Origin of the sequence: Salinivibrio sp. IB872 (genome assembly GCF_001995345.1) — a bacterium.
In the GTDB taxonomy this organism is placed as follows: Bacteria; Pseudomonadota; Gammaproteobacteria; order Enterobacterales; family Vibrionaceae; genus Salinivibrio; species Salinivibrio proteolyticus.
The window spans coordinates 52,962-75,840 of the sequence record NZ_MUFO01000010.1; the positions used below are offsets into that span (position 1 = coordinate 52,962).

At 52.1% G+C, this 22,879-nt stretch carries 22 protein-coding genes and 3 tRNA genes; 10 read left to right on the forward strand and 15 right to left on the reverse strand.

The window, feature by feature from the left end; translation table 11 throughout:
• Positions 1-217 precede the first annotated feature (217 nt).
• The 4 genes from BZJ18_RS06330 to BZJ18_RS06345 are packed head-to-tail and all read left to right on the forward strand — an operon-like array spanning position 218 to position 2,556.
• On the forward strand, positions 218-478 hold the full coding sequence (locus BZJ18_RS06330; protein ID WP_077455769.1) for a BufA1 family periplasmic bufferin-type metallophore: 261 nt from the start codon (positions 218-220) through the stop codon (positions 476-478).
• A gap of 54 nt (positions 479-532) precedes the next feature.
• Positions 533-1,372, forward strand: a complete 840-nt coding sequence (bufB, locus tag BZJ18_RS06335) for an MNIO family bufferin maturase (RefSeq protein ID WP_077455770.1) — start codon at positions 533-535, stop codon at positions 1,370-1,372.
• Positions 1,369-2,109, forward strand: coding sequence for an HvfC/BufC N-terminal domain-containing protein (locus BZJ18_RS06340; RefSeq protein WP_077455771.1), 741 nt, complete (start codon positions 1,369-1,371; stop codon positions 2,107-2,109). The genes bufB and BZJ18_RS06340 overlap by 4 nt, the downstream gene beginning before the upstream one ends.
• A 3-nt stretch (positions 2,110-2,112) precedes the next feature.
• Positions 2,113-2,556: a DoxX family protein gene (locus tag BZJ18_RS06345; protein WP_077455772.1), complete on the forward strand. Its 444-nt coding sequence runs from the start codon at positions 2,113-2,115 to the stop codon at positions 2,554-2,556.
• Here BZJ18_RS06345 and BZJ18_RS06350 read toward each other — a convergent pair.
• Genes BZJ18_RS06350 through lptM form a run of 6 tightly spaced genes read right to left on the reverse strand, consistent with a single transcriptional unit; the run spans position 2,553 to position 7,167 of the window.
• Positions 2,553-3,281, reverse strand: a complete 729-nt coding sequence (locus BZJ18_RS06350) for an HAD-IA family hydrolase (protein ID WP_158011258.1) — start codon at positions 3,279-3,281, stop codon at positions 2,553-2,555. The two genes, BZJ18_RS06345 and BZJ18_RS06350, sit on opposite strands and share 4 nt — an antisense overlap.
• Position 3,282: 1 nt before the next feature.
• On the reverse strand, positions 3,283-4,254 hold the full coding sequence (xerC, locus tag BZJ18_RS06355; RefSeq protein WP_077455774.1) for a tyrosine recombinase XerC: 972 nt from the start codon (positions 4,252-4,254) through the stop codon (positions 3,283-3,285).
• Positions 4,251-4,943 (reverse strand): DUF484 family protein, encoded by a 693-nt coding sequence (locus BZJ18_RS06360; protein ID WP_077455775.1) that lies wholly within the window; start codon positions 4,941-4,943, stop codon positions 4,251-4,253. The genes xerC and BZJ18_RS06360 overlap by 4 nt, the downstream gene beginning before the upstream one ends.
• On the reverse strand, positions 4,940-5,770 hold the full coding sequence (gene dapF, locus BZJ18_RS06365; protein WP_069590300.1) for a diaminopimelate epimerase: 831 nt from the start codon (positions 5,768-5,770) through the stop codon (positions 4,940-4,942). The genes BZJ18_RS06360 and dapF overlap by 4 nt, the downstream gene beginning before the upstream one ends.
• A gap of 8 nt (positions 5,771-5,778) precedes the next feature.
• On the reverse strand, positions 5,779-7,032 hold the full coding sequence (gene lysA / locus BZJ18_RS06370; protein ID WP_077455776.1) for a diaminopimelate decarboxylase: 1,254 nt from the start codon (positions 7,030-7,032) through the stop codon (positions 5,779-5,781).
• A gap of 24 nt (positions 7,033-7,056) precedes the next feature.
• The gene (lptM, locus tag BZJ18_RS17550; protein ID WP_096630268.1) at positions 7,057-7,167 is read right to left on the reverse strand and encodes an LPS translocon maturation chaperone LptM; all 111 of its coding nucleotides are present in this window, start codon (positions 7,165-7,167) and stop codon (positions 7,057-7,059) included.
• Positions 7,168-7,244: 77 nt separating this feature from the next.
• Between lptM and cyaY the strand changes: the two genes are divergently transcribed.
• On the forward strand, positions 7,245-7,556 hold the full coding sequence (gene cyaY / locus BZJ18_RS06375; protein WP_077455777.1) for an iron donor protein CyaY: 312 nt from the start codon (positions 7,245-7,247) through the stop codon (positions 7,554-7,556).
• Between the two features lie 50 nt (positions 7,557-7,606).
• Here the strand turns inward: cyaY and BZJ18_RS06380 are convergent, their stop codons facing one another.
• Positions 7,607-10,192, reverse strand: a complete 2,586-nt coding sequence (locus BZJ18_RS06380; RefSeq protein ID WP_077455778.1) for a class I adenylate cyclase — start codon at positions 10,190-10,192, stop codon at positions 7,607-7,609.
• 390 nt (positions 10,193-10,582) lie between these two features.
• Between BZJ18_RS06380 and hemC the strand changes: the two genes are divergently transcribed.
• The 4 genes from hemC to BZJ18_RS06400 are packed head-to-tail and all read left to right on the forward strand — an operon-like array spanning position 10,583 to position 14,595.
• The gene (hemC, locus tag BZJ18_RS06385) at positions 10,583-11,518 is read left to right on the forward strand and encodes a hydroxymethylbilane synthase (protein ID WP_077455779.1); all 936 of its coding nucleotides are present in this window, start codon (positions 10,583-10,585) and stop codon (positions 11,516-11,518) included.
• Positions 11,515-12,279 (forward strand): uroporphyrinogen-III synthase, encoded by a 765-nt coding sequence (locus tag BZJ18_RS06390; protein WP_077455780.1) that lies wholly within the window; start codon positions 11,515-11,517, stop codon positions 12,277-12,279. The genes hemC and BZJ18_RS06390 overlap by 4 nt, the downstream gene beginning before the upstream one ends.
• A complete protein-coding gene (locus BZJ18_RS06395) occupies positions 12,272-13,402 on the forward strand; it encodes a uroporphyrinogen-III C-methyltransferase (protein WP_077455781.1) in 1,131 nt (376 codons plus the stop codon). Before BZJ18_RS06390 ends, BZJ18_RS06395 begins: the two co-directional genes overlap by 8 nt.
• On the forward strand, positions 13,399-14,595 hold the full coding sequence (locus BZJ18_RS06400) for a heme biosynthesis HemY N-terminal domain-containing protein (RefSeq protein WP_077455782.1): 1,197 nt from the start codon (positions 13,399-13,401) through the stop codon (positions 14,593-14,595). Before BZJ18_RS06395 ends, BZJ18_RS06400 begins: the two co-directional genes overlap by 4 nt.
• A 73-nt stretch (positions 14,596-14,668) precedes the next feature.
• On the opposite strand, the gene BZJ18_RS06405 is transcribed toward BZJ18_RS06400, so the two are convergent.
• The 8 genes from BZJ18_RS06405 to BZJ18_RS06440 form a co-directional block, all read right to left on the reverse strand.
• The gene (locus tag BZJ18_RS06405; protein ID WP_077455783.1) at positions 14,669-15,481 is read right to left on the reverse strand and encodes a hypothetical protein; all 813 of its coding nucleotides are present in this window, start codon (positions 15,479-15,481) and stop codon (positions 14,669-14,671) included.
• Between the two features lie 119 nt (positions 15,482-15,600).
• On the reverse strand, positions 15,601-16,539 hold the full coding sequence (locus BZJ18_RS06410; RefSeq protein ID WP_077455784.1) for an ABC transporter permease: 939 nt from the start codon (positions 16,537-16,539) through the stop codon (positions 15,601-15,603).
• A gap of 3 nt (positions 16,540-16,542) precedes the next feature.
• Positions 16,543-17,520, reverse strand: coding sequence for an ABC transporter permease (locus BZJ18_RS06415; RefSeq protein ID WP_069590320.1), 978 nt, complete (start codon positions 17,518-17,520; stop codon positions 16,543-16,545).
• 56 nt (positions 17,521-17,576) lie between these two features.
• Positions 17,577-19,130: an ABC transporter substrate-binding protein gene (locus BZJ18_RS06420; protein ID WP_077455785.1), complete on the reverse strand. Its 1,554-nt coding sequence runs from the start codon at positions 19,128-19,130 to the stop codon at positions 17,577-17,579.
• Positions 19,131-19,222: 92 nt separating this feature from the next.
• A complete protein-coding gene (locus tag BZJ18_RS06425) occupies positions 19,223-20,941 on the reverse strand; it encodes an ABC transporter ATP-binding protein (RefSeq protein ID WP_077455786.1) in 1,719 nt (572 codons plus the stop codon).
• Between the two features lie 641 nt (positions 20,942-21,582).
• Positions 21,583-21,659: transfer RNA gene (locus tag BZJ18_RS06430), tRNA-Pro, on the reverse strand.
• 25 nt (positions 21,660-21,684) lie between these two features.
• Positions 21,685-21,760: transfer RNA gene (locus BZJ18_RS06435), tRNA-His, on the reverse strand.
• A gap of 34 nt (positions 21,761-21,794) precedes the next feature.
• Positions 21,795-21,871 (reverse strand) — tRNA-Arg (locus BZJ18_RS06440).
• A 322-nt stretch (positions 21,872-22,193) separates the two neighbouring features.
• Between BZJ18_RS06440 and BZJ18_RS06445 the strand changes: the two genes are divergently transcribed.
• Entirely contained in the window at positions 22,194-22,628 is a 435-nt protein-coding gene (locus BZJ18_RS06445; protein ID WP_069590326.1) for a c-type cytochrome, read from the forward strand.
• The last annotated feature ends 251 nt before the right edge of the window (positions 22,629-22,879 follow it).

Here is a 22,879-nt window from a genome sequence, read left to right on the forward strand (position 1 = left end):
TTATACACTGGTTGGCGATTATACCAGCTCAGCGCTAAATTGCGCGCCCGATCCCGACGCAACTTTTTTAAACAAAAATTCAGTAAGTTAGCCCTCACCATGCAAAAAAACCGCTTAAGTGGTGAAAGATTGCGCAGTGTTTTCCTATCTTGGTTTATATGCCCACCACGAATCAGTGGGCTGATAACACCAATACGGAACAAGAAGAGGAAGCATGATGAAACACACTAACCTAGCGGTTGCCGCTGCTGTGACAGGATTACTGGCTGTAGGCGCGACCACACTCACTAGCGCACCGGCCCACGCGGCAGAAAAAGAAAAATGCTATGGCGTCGCCAAAGCCGGACAAAATGACTGCGCCACCAACACCAGCTCCTGCGCGGGCACCTCCACCGAAGACGGCCAAAAAGATGCGTTTGTCATGGTGCCTGAAGGCTTGTGCGATCGCTTAGCTGGCGGCAGTACCTCGTCATCCTGATATGGCGCACCCGGGCTTGTCCCGGGCTTTGTCACTTGATCACAAGGAGCGACCATGGATGAGGCAACCGTTTTGACCGGCGTGGGGCTCAGACAACCACACCTCGCCTACTTCGACCAATATCGCCCAAAGCTTGGCTGGCTAGAAATTCACAGTGAAAACTATTTCCGCCCTCACCGTCCTGCTTTTTCAACCCTGATGCGATTACGTGAGGATTACGCCATCAGCTGTCATGGCGTGGGATTATCGCTGGGGAGCGACGAACCGCTTGATCGGGCCCATTTAGACAAACTGTGTACACTGGTCAAACACGTCGATCCACTGTTTGTGTCTGACCACCTAAGTTGGAGCCGGATAGACGGGCAGCACTTTCACGATTTACTCCCCCTCCCCTATACCGAGCAGGCATTGCGAGTATTTTGCGCCAATGTGCAACAGGTTCAAGATGCGCTACAGCGCCCCCTGCTGATTGAAAATCCATCGAGCTATTTATGTTTTGCTCAGGGTGACTACCACGAATGGGAATTTCTCGCCGAAGTGCACGCTCGCACGGGCTGCGATTTGCTGCTCGATTTAAATAATGTTCATGTCAGCGCGTTTAACCATGATTTTAGCGCCAGTACCTACCTTGACGCGATTCCCGCCCATGCGGTGAAAGAAATTCACCTTGCTGGGTTTACCGTCAAACACACCCCCGCAGGAGAAATTTGGATAGACACCCATAACCAGCCGGTTAGCGAGGCGGTGTGGACGCTCTATCAACAGTGGATTGGCCGCCACGGCCCTCGCCACACCCTCATTGAGTGGGATAGCGACTTGCCCGCGCCCGAGCGATTGTTAGCAGAAGCGGCCAAAGCCCACTACCGACTGGCTCGACACAAGGAGGCGGTATGACGCTGGCAACCCTGCAGCAGGCCTTTGCTGCCACATTGCGAGATGATCCACAACCGCTGCCGATAAAAGACCGTCGTGTTGCCGCTGACAAGCGATTGCAGATTTATCGCAACCATTATGTGGTCACCCTCACTGACACCTTAAAATGCGTGTATCCCAAGACCTGTGCACTATTAGGTGAGGCGTGTTTTGATGCGGTAGCGCGTCATCATGCGATGATGCATCCCCCGCAAACTGGGGTGATGGAAGACTATGGCGCACAGTTCGATGCGACCTTGCGCGCCCTACCCAATATTATCGAGCCCGTGCCGTGTTGCGCCGAGCTTGCCCGTTTTGAGTGGGCACAAGTGGTACTCACTCTCGCCCCTCCCTCTCCGGCGTTTGAAGGCAGCGCGCTCGCGTTGCTAAGCCCTGAGCAACAAGCGCAGGTTTGTTTACCGCTCAACCAGCAAGCGCGTCTATTTGAGAGCGACTACGCAGTCAGTGACGTATGGCAAGCGATCGCCACCGAGCAGTTCGAAGGCTTGGTGGTCGAGAAGCCGCAAGCTTTGTTATTGGTTGCTCACCAAGACAAGGTGCATTGGTACACGCTCAATGCCAATCATGTCAGCGTACTGAAAGCCTGCCCACACACACCATTAGGCGACCTGTCAGAAGTGCAACTGGCGTGTGTGTCTGAGCTCGCGGCCATGAACGCGTTTACCACCCCAACGACTGCCTGCAATGGTAAGGAGTAAGCCATGTGGATAACCACAATCAATCACACCTTCACCCGCGCGCTTACCCCACTGCAACCGCTACTTCTGCTGGTAGGCCGCGTCTATGTGGCATGGATTTTTTTTCAATCTGGGCTAATCAAATACCAAAATTGGGACAGCACCCTATACCTGTTTGAGTATGAGTATCAGGTGCCTTTGCTGCCGTGGCAGCTGGCCGCGTATTTAGGGACCGCGGCGGAGCTGATTTTGCCGATATTTGTTGCTTTGGGCCTGCTCGCACGCCCCATGACGTTAGCGTTATTTGTGTTCAACATTGTCGCGGTCGCTTCCTACCCACTGCTATGGGAGCGTGGCTATGATGACCACATTATGTGGGGCGTGATCTTATTGGTGGTCAGTGTGGGGGGGCCGGGTTGGCTTAACCTCGATAACTGGCTAGCCCGCAAACAAAGCGGCACCGATTAGCGGTGCCACTGCTGAATAAGGGTATCGAGCTCAGATAAATCGTCGATCGCCACATCCGGTAAGGTGCGTCCTTTGCGCATCATCGGAGATTGGCGCTCTGGGCGGATCCAACAGGCTTGCATGCCCGATTGGCGCGCGCCAGCCACATCCGAACTTAAGTGATCGCCTACATGTAAAATACGCGCCGGGGCGATGCCCAAGGCCTGCGCCGCCTTATCAAACATCTCCGGGTTCGGCTTGGCCGCACCGTGTTCACCGGCACGGAAAATATGCTGGAAAAACGGCGTCAGTCCAATCGCATCGGTGTCGACGTTACCGTTAGTGATAGCCACCAATGGCAGTTTCTCGGACCAGGCTTTTAAGTAAGCCACACTTTGCGCCGGCGGAGTAAAGTCACTGCGATATCCGCAAAAGAAGGTGGTCGCCGCTTGGGCTTGTGCATGCGCCTTCTCCGCGGTTAAACCCACATGTTCACCGGCAAGCGTCAGCTGGGCAACCCGCATCGCGGTAACATCAAAGCGGTGGGCAGGGTTCTCATCACGGGCTTGGCGGCGAAATCCCGCAAGGGTGGCTTTATCAAGCGCGGCGAGCGGTGGGCAATGCTCACTCAAATAGTCGCTTAGCGCCGCCTCCGCGCGTGCGATCACCGGCCAGTTATCGTACAAGGTATCATCCAAGTCAAAACTCACCGCATCAAACGCGTTTAAGCGACGATAAAATTTCATATCACGACTCCGAGTTGTTTTTTTTGCCTGCGCTGGGTTTACGAGCCCCTGTACTGCGGGCGCGAGGATGCGCCGCGTCATACACTTTCGCCAAGTGTTGAAAGTCCAAATGGGTATAAATTTGTGTGGTGCTTAAATCGGCATGGCCAAGCAACTCTTGCACTGCACGCAAATCCCCGGACGACTCCAGCATGTGAGTGGCAAAACTGTGGCGCAGTTTGTGAGGATTAATGTGGCTATTCACCGCCTGCTTTTGTCCCCACTCCGCCATACGTTTTTGCACGCTGCGGTGCGAAATTCGCTGGCCGAGTTTAGAGATAAATAGCGCCTCTTCTGGCCCTTTGAGGAGCTGGTTGCGCACTTTTAGCCAGTTCATCACCCAGGTTTTCGCCATGCCGGAAAAAGGCACGATACGCTCCTTTTCCCCTTTACCGGTGACACGCAAATCCCCTTTACGTACCGAGACATCACGCACGTTGAGATCCACCAGCTCGGCTAAACGCAACCCTGCGCCATACATTAGCTCCATCATCGCCCGATCCCGTACCGACAGCGGGTCGTCTTGATCCACCTCGAGCAGCTGATTCATTTCATCCACATCAAGGTTTTTCGGCAACTGGCGCCCTTGCTTGGGCGCAGCGACCCCTTTGGCTGGGTTGGCGGCAAGCTGTTCGGTTTGCACGAGATAGTCGAAAAAGCTGCGCAGTGCGGACAGCCGCAACGCAATACTGCCCGGTTTGAGGCCATCGCGTTTGGCTTGGCTCGAAATTTGTCGCACCCAGTCGGCATCCACATCTTGCCAATGAGCGATGCCCCGCGCGGTCAGAAAGTCGACAATCTTATCTAACTGGCGCTGATAATTACGTTGCGTATGGGCACTGAGGCCCCGTTCGCTGAGTTGATATTGATAAAAGCGGTCAAGAGGGACCGTCAGTGAACGGGGAGCCGCTTGGTCAGACGTTACCGCTGTCACTGACGCTCACCCTTGTTCGTCCACTGGCTACATAAGATGGCCAAGTGTGCAGCCAGCTGTTCGATAAAAAGGGTGTCCATTTCTGGCTGAAAGTGCCCGCCATCTGCGCTCGCAAAGCTCAACAGTCCCCACTCTTTGCCTTCCCCATTAATCGGTACCAGCGCAAAAGAGCCTAGCTCAGGTGGCGTTGCCATCACTACTTCAGCATCCACACGGCGCAAGCGTCCGAGATAACAACGACGTCCGGCAAAATGATGACTCTTTAATTGATCTACCGCCTGACGTGAGATGCTCTGCAGCCCATCGATAGGCGCATACACCCGTAAGCTGACGCTCAGTTGCAGTTGCTCGCTAAGCGTCGTCAATGCTTTTTGCACCGCCTGCGGCGTATTAGCACGCAGCAGCGCCTGATGCGCCTCGGCAAAGGCACGAAACAGGGCATCGTTTTTTGCCCCTAGACTCATCAGTTGGGTAATGTCTTCTTCCAGCTCCGCCACCCGCTCACGCAGGCGCTTGAGTTGAATTTCCACCAGCGATACCGCACCTTGCTCGCCGTGTGGCACGGTCAGCTGCGTCAGTAAATCGCGATGGCGAATAAAAAAATCTGGATTGTCTTTTAAATACGCTGCCACCGCCTCATCGCTAAGAGGCATGGTTTCCAGTGTCGAGGCTTCTACCCCATCATTCATAATTGCAATTGTCCATCAAATACATGTGTCGCAGGGCCTGTCATTGATAAGGGATGGCCCGGCCCGCGCCAGCGAATGCGGAGATCTCCACCGGGTAAACTCACCGTTACTTGCTCATCAAGCAGGCCTTGTATAATCCCGACCGCAACCGCGGCACACGCGCCACTGCCACAGGCTTGGGTTTCACCAGCGCCGCGCTCGTACACTCTAAGCTTAATCGCATTGCGGGAAAGGATCTGCATAAAGCCAGCATTGACCCGTTCAGGGAAGCGTTCGTGACTTTCAAGTAGCGGTCCCAAGGTGTCCACGTCGGCATGGTCGACATCCTCGACCACAGTCACTACATGCGGGTTGCCCATGCTCACGGCGCCGACAAATAAGGTCTGCTCCGCCACCCGCATCAAGTAGGTTTTCTCTTGTGAGTTGGCACGAAACGGAATTTTCCCCGGCGTGAATTCCGGCTCGCCCATGTTCACGCGCACCTGATTGTCGTTTTCAATGTGCAGCAGCATTTTACCGGCTTGGGTGCTCACGCTGATCTGATGCTTATTGGTCAGCCCTTTCATTCGCACGAAACGCGCAAAGCAGCGCGCACCATTGCCACATTGCGAGACTTCCGATGCGTCAGGATTAAAAATGCGATAATGAAAATCTGTCTCAGGATCGTAGGGCGGCTCCACGACCAATAGCTGGTCAAAACCGACGCCACGATGACGATCGGCCAAACGCCGAATCAGATCCGGCGAAAAGAACGCGTTTTGTGTGACACAGTCAACCACCATGAAGTCGTTGCCCAGCCCGTGCATTTTTGCAAACTGTACCTGCATGCCAATCCTTATTCTGGTAGGCGCTGTTCAAGCTGCCATAGCGACGCCAAGTTTTCGCGCTCGCGCACAAGGTGTGCTTGGTCGCCATCGACCATGACCTCGGCGGGGCGGCAGCGTGAGTTATAGTTTGACGCCATCACAAAGCCATATGCGCCGGCTGAGCGTACCGCCAGTAAATCACCCGCTTCTAACACCAGCGAGCGGTCTTTGCCCAAGTAATCACCCGTTTCGCAAACTGGTCCTACTAAATCATAGGTTTGTGGCTCTCCTTGGCGCGGCACCACGGGAATGATTTCTTGATAGGCTTGATACAGTGACGGACGAATTAAATCGTTCATCCCCGCATCGATAATGGCAAAGTTTTTATGCTCACTGTGCTTGAGAAACTCAACCTTGGTCAGCAACACCCCCGCATTGGCAGCAATCGCACGGCCCGGCTCAAAAATCAGCTCAAGATGACGATGATTGTCCAAACGCGCCAACAACGCTTTGGCATACTCAGATGGCTGAGGCGGTTTCTCGTCGCTATAGGTCACGCCTAATCCGCCACCCACATCCAGATGACGAATTGTAATGCCTTCATCACCCAAGGTATCAATCAACGCCAACAAGCGGTCGGTAGATTCAATAAAAGGCGCGAGTTCGGTCAGTTGCGAGCCGATATGACAGTCAATGCCTTCGACCTTAAGGTGTGGCAAGCTGGCTGCATAACGGAAACTATTCAACGCCTCAGCAAAGGCAATGCCAAACTTATTTTCCTTTAAGCCCGTCGAGATGTAGGGGTGGGTGTTGGCATCCACATCAGGATTAATACGCAACGATATCGGCGCTTGCACACCCAACTCGCCCGCGACTTGATTTAAGCGGTCGAGTTCAGAGTGGGACTCCACATTGAAACATTTGATGCCCACTTCCAGTGCACGACGCATTTCTGCGGCCGTTTTCCCCACGCCAGAAAACACCACTTTGGCAGGATCACCACCGGCGACGAGCACGCGCTCGAGTTCACCTTGAGAGACAATATCAAATCCTGACCCCAAGCGTGCCAGCACATTTAACACACCGATATTGGAGTTTGCCTTAACGGCATAGCACACCAAATGCGGATGATCGCCCACGGCGCGATCAAATGCGTGCCAATGGCGCTCAAAGGTTGCACGTGAATAGACGTACAAGGGTGTGCCGTGATCATCGGCAAGCTGGGTCAAAGGCAATGATTCGGCCCACAGCTGGCCGTCGTCCTGATAATTGAAATAATCCAAGGTGTTCTTCCCTGTCGTCGTTGGTTATTGATTTTGCGTCGGTTGTTCGTCCGGATAATGCAGGGGCCCTTGTTGGCCACAGCCGGTCAGTGTCATGATGCCAGTGAACATCAGTAAAATGACGAGTTTTCGCATAGTGAATGCCAGTGATTATCGAGTCAATGCCCTCTATAATCGCATCACAACCATGAAAAGCAATAGGATGTAACGGGATGAACACAACGGAATATCATCAGTTGGTCGATTTACAAATGCAGGCCATTGAAGAAGGTATCGATGACTCAGGCGCCGACATCGATTATGAGAGCGTTGGCAACGTAATGACGCTGGAGTTCGATGATGGCAGCCAAATCATCATTAACCGCCAAGAGCCGATGCAAGAAATCTGGCTCGCGTCGAAAAGTGGTGGATTCCACTTTGCCCTCAAAGACGGCGAATGGACCTGCAGCAAAACGGGACTTGTGTTGATGGATCTGGTGCAGCAAGAGTGCAGCAAGCACGCAGGCGAACCTGTTTCTTGGTGATCTTAATGGACAATCGACACAGCGCGAGCCCCACGGGCCGCGCTCGTTGACTATTTAAACGACGCTACCTGACCGGCTAATCCCTGATGTGGCGGCTGTCGCGGCGGCTGCCATTGTGGATCGCATTTAAAGGGCAAGGCTTGGGTTTCACCCTGCTCATCAGTCACGATTTGATAAAACTGCGGCAAGTTAAAGTTGATAAAATTGGCACTGTAGCTGTAGCGGTCATGAGAAGAGGTATAGAAACGGTTTACCCCTTGCACCATCTCAGTTTTGTCCCCGCTACACTGACGATACACTTCCACCCGATTGTTTTCGTCGAGAATATACAGGTTGTAACCATTGGTACAATCTTCAAAGAAAAACTGCACCAAGCCTTCACTGGCGTAGGCATCAACCACTTCAGGCGGATGCACATCTTGTGGGTTGTCGACCACCATCACCGGCGTGCCGTTGACCTTGTTGGTGGAAATACAGCGATAAAAATCAACCGAGTTTTCTAACCGCTGTACTGACACGCCTCGACGTTCGAAAAACAAACCATGAGTCTGCTTACCGATGCGTAAGGCTTTAAATCGGCGGCGCTTTTCCTTTTCAATTGGTTTTAAGCGCAATTCAATGCACTCAGCGACCAATTGATAGACCAGATTACGAATTAAGCCACGCATCTTGCTTGAGTAGCAGAACACGTCCACAGACTCTGGGGGCAGCGCATCTTGGTGCATTTTGCCCAGCATGGTTTTCAATGCTTCCAAAATGGCATCATCGCCACGGTAATTCAGGGTCCGAACTTCATTCCACGAGTTGCGATAAACGAGATCGACACTCCCCACCAAACAGGTTTGTTCGGGGCCGTAGCTGAAAATATCACTGTTTTTGAAGTCAAAACGCATCGACGGTTTTTTGTATGCCGATGTTGGATCTTGCTCCAAATTGACAAACAACGCGAGCTGGCGAATTTCACACGGACTCGACAGCGCATCCAGTGTCGGGCGCGGTGGACGCAATGAGAAGGTGTTACGCATGTCACTGACTAGCTGATACAAGGTATCGATATCAACATCGGCATCGCGCACCACGGTATCCAGGCGGGTTGACTCGGTCAGCAACCCATTAAAAAACGCCCACGCCACCAGCTTGGATAAATAAGCATTGTGCTCTAGCGGCGCGCGACCAATGATATCGACCGGATCAAGCGAGTGCTTATACAAATACCAACCCGGCGCATTGGTGCGCCCTTCCGAGACCTGAATAAAGGTGAGATCCGATTCATGTAAATCCGGCGAAATTTGCGGATTCAATAAGGTCACTTTACCCGGCAATTCTTCAAAGGCGGCATACAGTTTACGCGCGAGAATACTGATGTCTTGCGGGCTAATCGCGGACGTAATATCGTTGCGGCGGGCAAAGCGGATCAGGTTCCGATAGCTTTGCATCAAGGCGTCAAGCAGCTCGTTGTGCGCGTATTTTACCTCCTCGACTTTCCAGTAACGGCGGTTGTCGAGGTAGGCCAGCGCCTGTTCATCCCAGCCCCACTCACGGGTTAGCAATCGCAACACATCACGACGCCATGCGACCGAGCCAGTCGACGGCGCTTGCGTCAATTTCTCATGGGTTTTTAGATAAAAACAACGACGTACAAGGTCGAGACGACGGGTGTCACCAATGGATTCCAAATAACGGGTGACTTTTTCCAGCATCAAATAATAGGCGTCGGACTGATACACATCGACCCAACCGGCATAGAAACGGCGTTTGCCATCCACACTCAGAAGCTGGGTGCCGGGATACTGCCATGAGTAGGCTTCGAGCAAAATCGCTTTGAGCACCGACTTATACGGTGAATCAATGCTTTTATACAGTTGCCACAAGCTTGAGCCAAAATATTCTTCGGCTGGGATGGTCGGTAGACCACCAAAGTCGACCCAATCACGACGGTCAAGGCCATGGTCAGCGACCAGCGTATCCACATAGTCCTCGTAGCACGCTTCCATCTCTGGTGGCACCATGTACCACAACAGTTTTTGGCCGGCGAGTCGCATTGAGGAGCGATAAAACTCATCCAGCAAAAGAAAATGCTGACTGGTGCCACAGTTGTCACTGGTCATCGCCTGTGACAAGTGGTGGCGAAAACGGCCCTCACAGACCACAAAAAAGTTCGCTTCTACCCCTTGGTTTAGGGCCCACTCTGAAATGGCGGTGCACTTGGCATCCAGCATCTCGCGCTGCGCCGCGCTGACGGAGGCATCCACACACACCCAAATATCGAGGTCACTGGTCAAGCTTTGCCCCATGGACCCGGTGCTGCCCATGGTATACATGCCTTTAATAGGCAGACGCTGATCGTGCTCAAAACGCGCAGTTAGAGAGGAGAAACGGGTGTCTGTGTGGATCAGGCAATCGGAGACAAACTGACGTTGTGTCTCATCAAGCTCGTAATCGGCAATGCCAAAGGGCACGCTGTCGTCAAAAAACCCCGGTAAAGCCGGATGGTTTAGGTGTAAAAGCACTGGCAGCACATCGAAAACCGCTTGAGCCTGTCGGCTCATGGCTGACCGCGCGCGATCCATTCTCACACGGTTAAACGCCTCGATGCGTTCAGTTTGCTGTTCAACGTATGTTTGCAAGGCAATCATCCAGATTCGTTGACATCCCGGTCAACAGGTCGACGTTACTGTCTTCACCGTATCCGCCCAATTGCAGATAACAAAACGTGATCAATGTAACACTCTAGACAACTCGGGTAAAGCCAATAACCCCGATGCCTGTGTGGTGGTATCTATGCCGCACTATAGGCGATTTTTGAGACCAACATCAATCTTTTTCGCTCTACAACCTTAGTCGTAGACCAGCAAAAATGCCGTCTTTCCAAGTAACAATTTGCTGTAATAATAAGCGATTGATCACATTTTTTCACCTATATCGCGACCAGCACGCCATAAATGCGCAAACGCGTTAGGAGAGATTACGTCCAGCGCAGCGCCAATGATAGGATGGGCGCCATTGTGTAAGAAGGAAAGTAAATCATGTATTCAACCCCCGTACGCATTGCGACACGCAAAAGCCCTCTGGCCTTGTGGCAGGCGGAGTTTGTTAAAGCGGCTCTTGAGCAGTCACACCCAGGTTTATCCGTCGAGCTGGTGCCGATGGTCACAAAAGGTGACGTGATTCTGGACACACCGCTCGCCAAGATTGGCGGTAAAGGGTTGTTTATTAAAGAGCTCGAGCAAGCCATGCTCAACGGTCGTGCCGATATCGCCGTGCACTCGATGAAAGACGTCCCGGTCGAATTCCCTGAAGGACTGGGGCTGGTCACCATTTGTGAACGTGGCGACCCGCGTGACGCCTTTGTCTCTAATCATTACGACAGCATTGATGCATTGCCCGAAGGGGCGGTGGTAGGCACCTCCAGCTTGCGTCGAGAATCCCAACTTCGTGAGCGCCGCCCCGACTTGGTGGTCAATACATTGCGCGGCAATGTCGGCACGCGTCTCGGTAAACTCGACGATGGCCAATATGACGCCATCATCCTCGCAGCAGCTGGGTTAAAACGACTGGGCTTGCACGATCGCATTCGCAGCGAAATCCCGCCAGAAGTGATCTTACCCGCGGTTGGCCAAGGTGCCGTAGGGATTGAATGTCGATTGGATGATGAACGTATTCGTACCTTGTTGGCCCCGCTGTCTGACGCCAACACCACTCAACGCGTATTGTGCGAACGCGCGATGAACAATCGCCTTGAAGGCGGCTGTCAGGTGCCGATTGGCAGTTATTCAGAAATCCAAGGCGACAAAATCTGGCTACGTGCCTTAGTCGGTGAGCCCGATGGCTCTACCATTCTGCGCGGCGAAATTACAGGACCGCTCGAAAAAGGAGAACAACTCGGCACCGATCTCGCCGAGCAACTGCTCGCCCAAGGCGCACGTCAAATCTTGGATAAGCTTTATCAAGACGACGCATGACCATTGTTGTTGTTCGCCCCGAGCCGGATTGCAGCCAATTAGTCGACCAGCTTGCCCAACACAAGCTGGCGGCCTTGCCTTGCCCACTGGTTAGCTTTGCGCCGGGGCGAGGTTTACCGTCACTGCCCGCGCTACTTTCCTCTCTCCCCGCTGGCAGTGTGTTAGTGGCCGTTAGCCCCCGCGCGGTCGCATTTACCCATCAAGCCCTTCAGCAACAGGGGATGGCGTGGCCGCGTCATTGTCATTATGTGGCCGTCGGTCAGCGCACGGCCAACGAATGGCAGCAGGTTGCCAACCAGCCAGTACAGTATCCTACCCGAGAAGACAGCGAAGGCATGCTCTCATTGGCGCCTTTTAACGTGATAAAAGGGAAGCAGGTGGTCATTCTTCGCGGAGAGAGCGGACGCGATATGATGGGGCAAACCTTGCAGTCGCAAGGCGGGCAAGTTCACTATTGCGAGGCCTATCTACGACAATGGGCGATTGAGCCTTTAGTATCGCAAGTAGTAAGCTGGCCACAATACACGATTACCACCGTGGTGGTAACCAGTGGTCAACAATTAGCCCACTTTGATCAACTTATCACACTGAGCGGACAGCACTGGCTGCGCCAATGCCGTATACTGGTGCCCAGTAAAAGGATTCAAGATCAAGCGACTGCGCTCGGTTTTGACACGATTACGACCGTTGACAGCGTGGCCAATGACGCACTGGTTTACACGCTGCTGAGGTTAAGAAAAACGGGACTTTCGGATGACTGACAACAAAAACACCGACACCAAGCAAAGCAAGGCCACGACTCCCTCTTCACCAGATACGCACGCCTCGCACAATAAAACGGCGCCTAATAAGCCTAAACCAGCCACACGCAGCCGAGGTGGACTAATATTAGGTGCAGTTGCCATCGCCATCGCGCTAGGGTCGAGTGGTTGGCTTTTCTACCACGGCCATCAACAAGCCACCGTGCTGCAAAATACGCTATCCGCGCAGCAAGCGCAGATTGCACGCCTTGAGCAAGCCCTAAATGACCAGCAACAGGCGGCAGCAAAAGCGCGCGCGCAAGTGATTGATGACACCCAAACACGCTTAGCGCAACAAGACAATACCTTGAAGAGCTTGCAAAAAGCGGTAGCCGAAGTGAAAGGACGCCGTCCGAATGACTGGCTGCTTGCCGAAGCGGATTACCTAATTCGTATGGCCGGACGCAAGATTTGGCTCGAGCATGACGCGCAAAGCGCCACCGCGCTGATGGAAGCGGCCGACCATCGCATTGCCCAGCTCAACGATCCTTCTTTGATGCCTATTCGTCAGGCCATGGCCGACGACATTACGGCGCTAAAAGCAGTAAAACGTATTGATCGCGACGGCATCGTGCTGCGTTTAACCAGTATGCAACAGCAGGTCGAAACCTTACCGCTTGCCAATGCGGTGATCCCTGACGCGATTGAAACCGAGAAGCCGGTGGTGAGCGAATCGGTCAATGACTGGCAAACCAACCTCACTACCTCCGTGAAAGACTTTGTCGATAACTTTGTTACCTACCGCAAACGTGATGGCAATGTTGTCCCGCTGCTGTCGCCAACACAAAGCTACTATCTGCAAGAGAACGTCAAGAACAAGCTCGATCAAGCGATGCGCGCGGTCTATCAAAGCAATGATGCCTTGTATCATGAGGCCTTGGGTATGGCCAAAGATTGGACACTACGGTTTTATAACCAAGATGCGACTGTGACGGAACGCTTTGTCGAGCAAATCGATGCACTCGACCAGCAAAGAATCGGCATCGATTTACCTAACAAGCTAAAAAGCCAAGCCTTGGTCAGTGATGAAATCGACACCCGACTGCGTCGAGACATCGCGCCACTCACAGGAGGTCAGTCATGATTAAACTCCTACTGCTTGTCTTAGCGCTGGTTGCCGGTCTGCTCGTCGGTCCGGAGCTTGCTGGTCAACAAGGGTATGTACTGATCTCTGCCGCCGAGCAGACACTTGAAATGAGTGTGACGACCTTGATTATCCTCATTGTTGGATTGATTGGGGTGTTATGGCTGCTCGAGTGGGTGCTGCGCAAGCTGCTCTCGCTCAGTAGCACCGCGAGCGGTTGGTTATCAGGACGTAAACAACGCAAAGCACGCAAACAAACCCAAACGGGATTGATGAAATTACGCGAAGGCGAATGGAAGCAAGCGGAGAAGCTATTAGCAAAAGCTCGTCCTTTCAGTGACGCGCCCATGCATAATTTACTGGCCGCTGCAGAAGCGGCGCAGCAGCGTCAAGATCTTCATGCCAGGGATCAGTATCTCCAACAAGCCGCTGACCTTAACGCCAACAGCTTGGCACTTGCCCTGACCCGTGCACAACTACACAGCCAAAGCGGTCAGTACGAAGAAGCACTGGCGTCGTTGCGTGCCATTAAGCGCCAGCATCCTCGAAACCCGGTGATGCTATCCCTGCTTAAAGACACCTATATTCAACTGGAAGATTGGTCGGCGTTATTGAATTTGCTGCCCACACTGAAGAAGGCTCAGCTTCTAGATGGGACGCAATTGGAAGCACTCAGTGAGCGTGCGGAACTCGGTGTCATGGCACACATTGCCAGCCAACAAGGCACTGAGGGGCTGCTAACCCACTGGAATCGACTCTCGAAAACCAAACGCAGCCAACCCGCTCTATTGGTGGGGCTGGTACGCCACTTAGTGGCGCGCAACGCGGACTCTGAAGCCTATATTCTACTGCGAGAAGCCTTGAAAAAACGTCCGGAAGACAGCCTGATTGCGCTGCTCCCCAGCTTAAAGCTGCCTGACATTCATCCCGCCGTGGTCATGCTCGAAGAGCTCCTCAGGTACGACTCTCGTAATCCTGTCACCCATAGCGCGTTAGGACAGTTGCTGATGCAACAAGGGAAATGGCAAGACGCACGTAGCCACTTTGAGAAAGCCCTCGAGTATCGTGCGGACGTGACCGACTACGCATATCTCGCCGACGTGTTGGATAAGCTCAATCAGGGAAAAGCGGCCAGCGATGTCTCTCGCACCGCACTCAAACTTGCGCTACCCGAGCAACCGCCTGCCGCTTAATCGTGGAAAATGAGACACAAGCAAACGAAAACGCCCCGCTTCAAGCGGGCGTTTGTTATTCTTCATCCGAGCGTCAACGCTTTTTGCACAATACGTTTAACGCCGCATCGGCATTACGTGTCACCACTTTCCCAGTGCGGGCATCCACGCCCATTGCTCCTTGCACCCAATAAGGTAAACGCATAGGCAACTGATCGGTGGCCTTAGATACCGCGGTCAAATCAGCTTGGCTTGCCAGCATCATGCCCTCTTTTTGGCACCGTGCCATCGCGCCTGCATAGTCAATACGCAACCAATTGATATCCTTTTCCACATATTGCTGATCGCCGGCTTCCGGCTCAGGCAAACCAAAATGATTCAGGTTAATGGTGGACGCGCTCGCTGGCATGGTTGATTTTGCCATCGTCGATGATGACGTCACAGACTTCGCCTGCGTCGCTAAAGGGGGTAAACGAATCACGGCCGGTTCCGATAATGGCTGGCGTGTTTGACGCATAACAGCCTTTTGGGTGGGTCCGAACTGGCGCACACGCTGTAACACCAAACGCGCCACGTCAGGGTTATCATATGGACCAATCAGGCAGCGCCCGCGCCCATCACGGAGATGCACCTGAAATGGCAAGTCTGGCAACCCTTGACGCAGCGACTGGAAAAATGCGCGCGATGGCACACCTTCCGTTGCCCCACACTGGATCCAAAACGCATGGCTATTTGGGTCAAGCGCTTGGTTGCCCCACAATCCTTCACCAATATCGCACTGCTCACCAATAATGGGCCAGCCTTGTTGGTGGTCAATCACCGCACACGGCGTTTGCGCCGCATTCACTGGCGCACTGATCGCCCATGTTGCTACGGCACTCACCGCAAGACGTCGCAACCACCTCATGATTTGCTCTCCTGAAAACCGAATGTTGTCAGCTTAAGCAAAGTGACGCGGCGACTCAAGCGAGCGCTGCTCAGCCTGTTAGCTTCCAACAAAAATGGCTGCAAACGCAGCCATTTTATTCACCCTTTATAGATTTTGGGATTGAAGACATCCCGCAGCCAATCACCCAGTAAGTTGATAACTAGTACCAAAAAGACCAGTACGATGCCAGGAAAGGCGGTGATCCACCACGACCCCGAGAAGATATAGTTAAATCCGATACTGATCAGTGAGCCCAAAGACGGCTGATCGACCGGCATGCCCAAACCCAAAAAGGATAGCGCCGCTTCCGACATAATCGCATTAGCGACCTGCACCGTCGAAATCACCAAAATGGGCGAAAGACAGTTGGGCAAAATATGGCGGAACATAATCCGCGGGGAACGAAAACCCATCACTCGCGCCGCTTCGACGTACTCTTTCTTCTTTTCAGCAAGCACAGATGCTCGAATGGTGCGGGCATACTGTGGCCATTCCGCCACCCCGATAATCACCACCAGCATTAAGATCGCATATTGACTGTAAAACTCACTGCCAAAGCTGGCTTTAAAAATGGCCGAGACAATGATCGCCACCATCATGGTCGAGAACGATAACTGAATATCGGCAATTCGCATGAAAAAGCTGTCAATTCGTCCACCAAAATAGCCCGCACTGAGCCCAATCACAGTACCCAATAGAAGCTGCAAACCGACCGCACACAAACCAATGGTCAGGGAGATACGCAGACCATAAATCATGGTCGATAAAATATCGCGCCCTTGGTTATCCGTTCCTAACAGGAAACGCGGATCGCTCCACTCCATCCATGCCGGGGGTAATTCTGAGTCCATAATATCAATCATGGTCAGATCGTAAGGATTGGTCGGCGCAATAAGCGGGGCAAATAGCGCCAACAAGACGAACAGGACAAAGACGGTAAAACTCGCCATCGCGACTTTGWCACGCTTAAAGTGATAGAGAAAATCTGAGGCTAAAAAGCGCTGCCAACGGTTTGGCTGAGTGGTTGTTTGTGTCATTGCCTATGCCTCCTTGCCAGTAAGATTGACCGTTGGGTTGATAAGGCCATAGAGCAGATCAACAAAGGTATTCGTGACCACAAATATCAAGCCGACAAAAATTACATAAGCGGTGATCAGTGGCGTATCCACACGGTTAATCGCTTCAAGGAAGAGAAACCCCGTGCCCGGCCATTGGAAGACAGTTTCCGTCAAAATGGTATAGGCAATCATGGTACCAATTTGTACCCCACCGACGGTGACAACGGGCAACATGGTATTTTTCAACGCGTGCTGGTAGTACACCTTTTTCTGTGGCAAGCCTTTGGCACGCGCAAACTTCACGTATTCAGTGCCAAGCGCTTCCAGCATTTCAGAGCGCACTAAGCGAATAAACAGCGGTAACATGATCGATGCCAGCGAGACCGCGGGCAGCACCAAGTGCGCCAAGCCATCCAAGGTGAAAAAGCCGGACTCCCAACCAAGCCAATTGGCCGTTTCACCTCGCCCATACGACGGCAACCAACCTAACTCAATCGAGAACACATACATCAACATGATGGCGGTTAAGAAAACAGGTATCGAGATCCCCACAATACTGAAGCCCATGATGACTTTGGTGAGAATGCTATTGGGATGAATGGCAGAATACACCCCAAGTGGGATCGACACGACAACGATAATTAACGCCGCCCCAGCGACGAGCTCCAGTGTCGCTACCAGCTTATCTAAAATCACGTCCACCACGGGACGTTTAAAGAAGTACGAATTTCCCAAGTCGCCCTGTACCGCTTTTCCGATAAAACGGGTGTACTTGGTAATAAAGGGATCGTTAAGTCCCATCTCATCGCGCAGCGCGTTACGCTCCGCTTCTGATACTGATTGCCCCACCAGCTCCCGCAAGGGGTCGCCGAGGTTGTCCTGGATAGCAAACGCCACCAGACTGATCACAAACATCACTACCAGTGCCTGAACCAGACGTTTGACTAAAAACGTTACCATGTTTGCCTCTAAGCGATTGGAGATGAAGGGGCCTTATCAGGCCCCCTTTTACACCCTTACTCGACGACCAAATCGCCGAAATAAGGGAAGTTCATACCGTTAACAATCGGTTTGATGTTGACGTTATTTTTGGCGGCCCATGATGGATCCTGCCAGTGCAGAGGAAGGAAAGCAGCGTCGTCATACAGGATCTTCTCGACTTTTTGCAGCATGGCACTGCGCTTCTCGAGATCGGTCTCAGAGTTCGCCGCCGTGACCAGTTTGTCGACTTCACTGTTTGAGTAGTGACCACAGTTGTACTGGCCCTTACCTGTGTCCGCATTGCGGGTCATGGTCAAGAACTCGGTAAAGTTGGCGGAGTCCTCGGTATCTGGGTGCCAGCCGATCATTTGCATACCCGCTTCACACTTATCAAACTCTGGCCAGTATTGCGCTTTTGGCATGGTTTGCAGATCGACCTTAATCCCAATCTTCGCCATCATCGCCGCAACCGCTTGAGCGATTTTTTCATCGTTCACATAACGGTTATTCGGCGCAATCATGGTGATCGAGAAGCCATCTGGGTAACCCGCCTCTTCCATCAGCTTTTTCGCTTTGGCCAAGTCATAACGCGGCTCTAGATCAGCATTGTAGCCTGCATACCCGACGGGGCTTTGCTGGCTAGCTGGCGTGGCGGCACCTTTCATGATTTTTTGCGCGATACCTTCGTTATTGACCGCATAAGCAACCGCTTGACGAACACGCGGGTCTTTAAACTCATCAACAACACTTTGGTTCATTTGGAAAGTGATCACGCGCGTCCCTGGCATGGTCACCAACTGCAAGTTATCAGAGCGTTCGATACGGCGGTAATCATTCGGTGACACCGGCGCAATCATATCCACATCACCTGACAACAAGGCAGCGACGCGGGTGGCGTCTTCTTTAATTGGGCGTAAGGTGATGTTGTCGACATTACCTTCGCTTTCTTTGTCCCAGTAGTTTTCGTTGCGCTTAAATTCCACGACAACGCCTTGCTCACGCTCGGCAACCACGTAAGGACCGGTCCCTGACAGGTGTGTTGACGCATAGGTTGAGCCATTTTTCTTCAGCTCTGCTTTGTCACGCCCGTCTTCGGTTTTACCACTGTAGTATTTGCTGTCCATCGGGAAGACATAGGTCATCACGTTTTCAACCAATGGGTAGGTGCCATCCGTGATCACGTCTACCGTATGCGCATCGACTTTTTTAATATCAACAATCGGGGTGAAGATCCCTTTGAAGTCTGGCGAGGATTTGAGGCGCTTGAACGTCCAAACGACATCATCAGCAGTAAATGGGTTACCAGAGTGGAACGTCACACCTTCACGCAAATTAAAGCGCACCGTTTTGTTATCCATGCGCTCCCAAGAGGTCGCGAGGCGTGGCTCAAAGTCCATCTCTTGGGTGAAACGGACTAGCGGATCAAAGACCATATGAGAAAGCTGCAACGTGCCACCAGACAGTTGCTCATGCGGGTCAAGTGAGACAGGATCCGCATCGTAAGCAATGGTGATATCCGCCGCGGCTGCGCTAAAGCTTAGGCCTGCGGCCATCAGCGCCACGGCAATCTTGCTCTTCATTGTTTTCATTTGCATAGCTCCTTTATGCGTAGGGGAGTGTCCCCTGCTGTGTTTGCATCGGTAATCAATTGCGGCCATCTGGCCGCGACGGCACAGGCTAACTATGCCGTTTGCAAACCTTCCGTGCTCATTCCCTTAAATTCCGGCATCAATGAAATCAGCTTGCGGCTGTATTCATGCTGAGGATCGGTAAATAGTTGCTCGGTCGGTGCCACTTCCAACAGCTGACCCTTGCGCATCACACCAATGCGATCACACATTTGTCGAATAACTGGCAAATCGTGACTGATAAACAGCATGGTGAGATTGAGCTCGTCTTGTAGGTCTTTAAGCAGGTTTAGAATTTGGGCCTGCACCGACACATCCAGCGCCGACGTAGGTTCATCACAAATCAATAAGCGCGGGCGCGTTGCCAGTGCGCGGGCAATTGAAATCCGCTGACGTTGACCACCAGAGAACTCGTGAGGGTATTTGATCCCCGCGCCACGTCCTAATCCAACATGATCCAATAAATCCCCCACGATCTGACGGATCTGAGACTCATTGTCTGCCAAGCGGTGGAAGCGAATAGGCTCAGCGATAATGTCATAGATTTTCATCCGCGGATTCATTGACGAATAAGGGTTCTGAAACACCATCTGCATTTGACGACGAATCGGCCGTCGCGCCCGTTCGCTCTTAATCGCGGTGAGATCAATGCCTTCAAAAATGATTTGTCCGGTATTGGGCGGATACAGTCCCGTAATCGCACGGGCAATGGTCGACTTACCCGATCCTGACTCGCCCACCAGCCCGAAGGTTTCACCTTCGACAATATCGAAGCTGACATGATCAGACGCTTGAACATATTCGCGACGGCTGGCAAATAACGAATCTTTGGTAACAAAACGCAGCGATACGTCTTTGACTTGCAATAACGGCCCGGTATAAGCGCGCTGATCTTGGCTTTGCCCCAACCAATGGTTTTTAATATCCAGCTCGACGGTTTCGCCAGCTTCTTCGATATAGTTAACCAGTGGAAAGCGATCAAGCTTGATATCTGAGCGTGGTACCGCTGAAATCAGACTTTGCGTGTAAGGATGTTGTGGCTCACCGAGTACTTGTTGGGTGGTGCCAATTTCCACCAAATCACCGCGATACATCACTGCAACGCGATCAGTGACATTCGCGACCACACCCATATCATGGGTCACCAACATACAGCCGACGTTTTTCTGCTGACACAAGTCACGGATGAGTGTCAGGATTTGGTCCTGTATTGAGACGTCCAATGCAGTCGTGGGCTCATCGGCAATGATTAAATCGGGCTCACCGGCTAGGGCGATAGCAATCACCACACGCTGACGCATTCCGCCAGAGAATTGGTGGGGGTACTGTTTAATGCGGATTTCTGGATCTGGAATCCCCACTTGCTCCATCAAGGTCAACGCCCGCTGATAGGCTTGCTGCTGAGTCACATTTAAATTGGTATGAATGGTTTCAGTCAGCTGTTGCTCCACCGTGAACAGTGGATTTAACGATGTCATGGGGTCTTGGAAGATAAAGCCAATCTTATCCCCGCGAACCTTGCGCATCTCATTGGGTGTCAGACCAGAAATCTTTTTGCCGTCGAGGTACACATCGCCGTTGGCTATCCGTCCCGGAGGGCTCAGTAAGTCAATCACCGCGTTACCAACCGTCGACTTACCCGCGCCGGACTCACCGACCACACCAACGATCTCGCCGCGTTCAATGGTAAATGACAGTGATTTCACTGCCGCATGAACGCCATGACGAGACGGATACTCTATTCGTAGGTTATTTACTTCTAGCAGTGCCATTTATCATCCTTGGCATCGTCGAATGTGACGATGTACTCCTTGTCCAGACTGAGCCCTGTTCAACCGATACCCAGTAAAAAATAGGGGGATTCCAATCTGGCAAACATTTCACAAAAAATCAACAACACAGCAGGATATGCCATAATCCTGCTTAAAGGTCGAATAATCATTCACAGCCATTCTCTGTAAATTCACACCAAAAGATACAAAACACATTTCATATCAGTGAAATACAGATTCATTACCGTGTCACAGTTGTAAAACAAATTACGCATAAGATAAAGCCTAACCTGTTAACACTCATAAAACACTGCCAGTGCTTTACGCTGATATTAACGGCATAAATTGTTATCTATTTTATCAATAATAAGAATGGCAGTGTTTTACCCTGTATAATCTTAGGTATAGCAGCAGTATCGCGTAGCCGCTGATATCGGGCAGATTCAGGGTTTTTTCTGTGTGGGATTCTTGATTAAGCTCTAATTTCTGACTTTTTCTTCATGAAGCCGCATCATCGCGACAAAAAATAAATAGGCAGGCAAGGTGGGTTAATCAGACAGGCATCAACACAGACCCACCTATCATGATAAGCAGACCTAGAAACGAAAAAACCCCAGCCGTTAGGCTAGGGTTTATAATAGTGGTCGGTGAAGAGGGATTCGAACCCCCGACCCTCTGGTCCCAAACCAGATGCGCTACCAAACTGCGCTATTCACCGACATTTTCGCTTTTAGCGAGAATAATGGGGTGGCTGACGGGACTTGAACCCGCGACAACTGGAATCACAATCCAGGGCTCTACCAACTGAGCTACAGCCACCACTGATTTTTTGCCATCTATTTCTATCCCGGAATGGCGCGCCCGACAGGATTTGAACCTGTGACCTTTGGCTCCGGAGGCCAACGCTCTATCCAACTGAGCTACGGGCGCTTGCCCCGTTGGCGGTGACGAATATTACGGATATCGTTACCAGCCGTCTAGCACTTTTTTTAATTTTTTTACTGACTGGTCTCTTTTTGGACAAATTGCGTAAAAGTCGTCAGTTAGGTCTCTACTATAACGGTTTAACGTAACAATCTAAAGCGCTATAATCACCTAATCTTTACACGGGGTTAACCTACCCTGTTTGGGTGAGCCCGTAGAGAAATATGAATGTCGCGGCCGAATCACGTCTTCATTGATTCACCCTTTGAGGTTGGCGACAAAATAAGACGAAAAAGGCGTAAGCCACCAGTAATGTGGGAGTGTCATTGTGAGCGCAAAGGGAAAGAGTCTACGTCATATCATGGTTGCCTCTGTGGCTGCCTTCATGTTTGCTTCAGCCGCACAGGCGCTTGAAGTCTCAGAGAGTGAAAAATCCGCCATTGCCGAGCGCATTGCCCCAGTTGGTGATGTATACCTTGACGGCCAAGCCCCGGTCGAAACGGCTGCCGCTGAACCGACGGGTCCGCGTACCGGCGATCAGGTTTATAATACCTACTGCACTGCGTGTCACAGCACAGGCGCAGCAGGCGCACCAAAAACCGGTGACGCCGCCGCTTGGGGGCCTCGTGTCGACAAAGGCATGGAAACCCTCACCAAACACGCTATCAACGGCTTTAATGCGATGCCTGCCAAAGGCACCTGTATGGACTGCTCTGACGACGAGATCGTTGCCGCGATTGAGCACATGCTAGACGCGCTCTAAGACGGAATGGTTGTTGCGTTCGACTGAGTAATAAAAGGCGCCGTATCAACGGCGCTTCAGATTGCTGACGAACCCCGCCTTTTTAGGCGGGGTTCTTTTTGATAAGCGGCCGTAGGCCGCGATCGCGATATTTTTTGTTAGAGAGTGGTCGTTACCGACCAACGCCTAAATTGGCGGATAGAAGCCAGTATTTGCCTTATATCCGCCATGTTAAAGCCACATTTTCTTAGATAGCTCACCACTAACGCTAT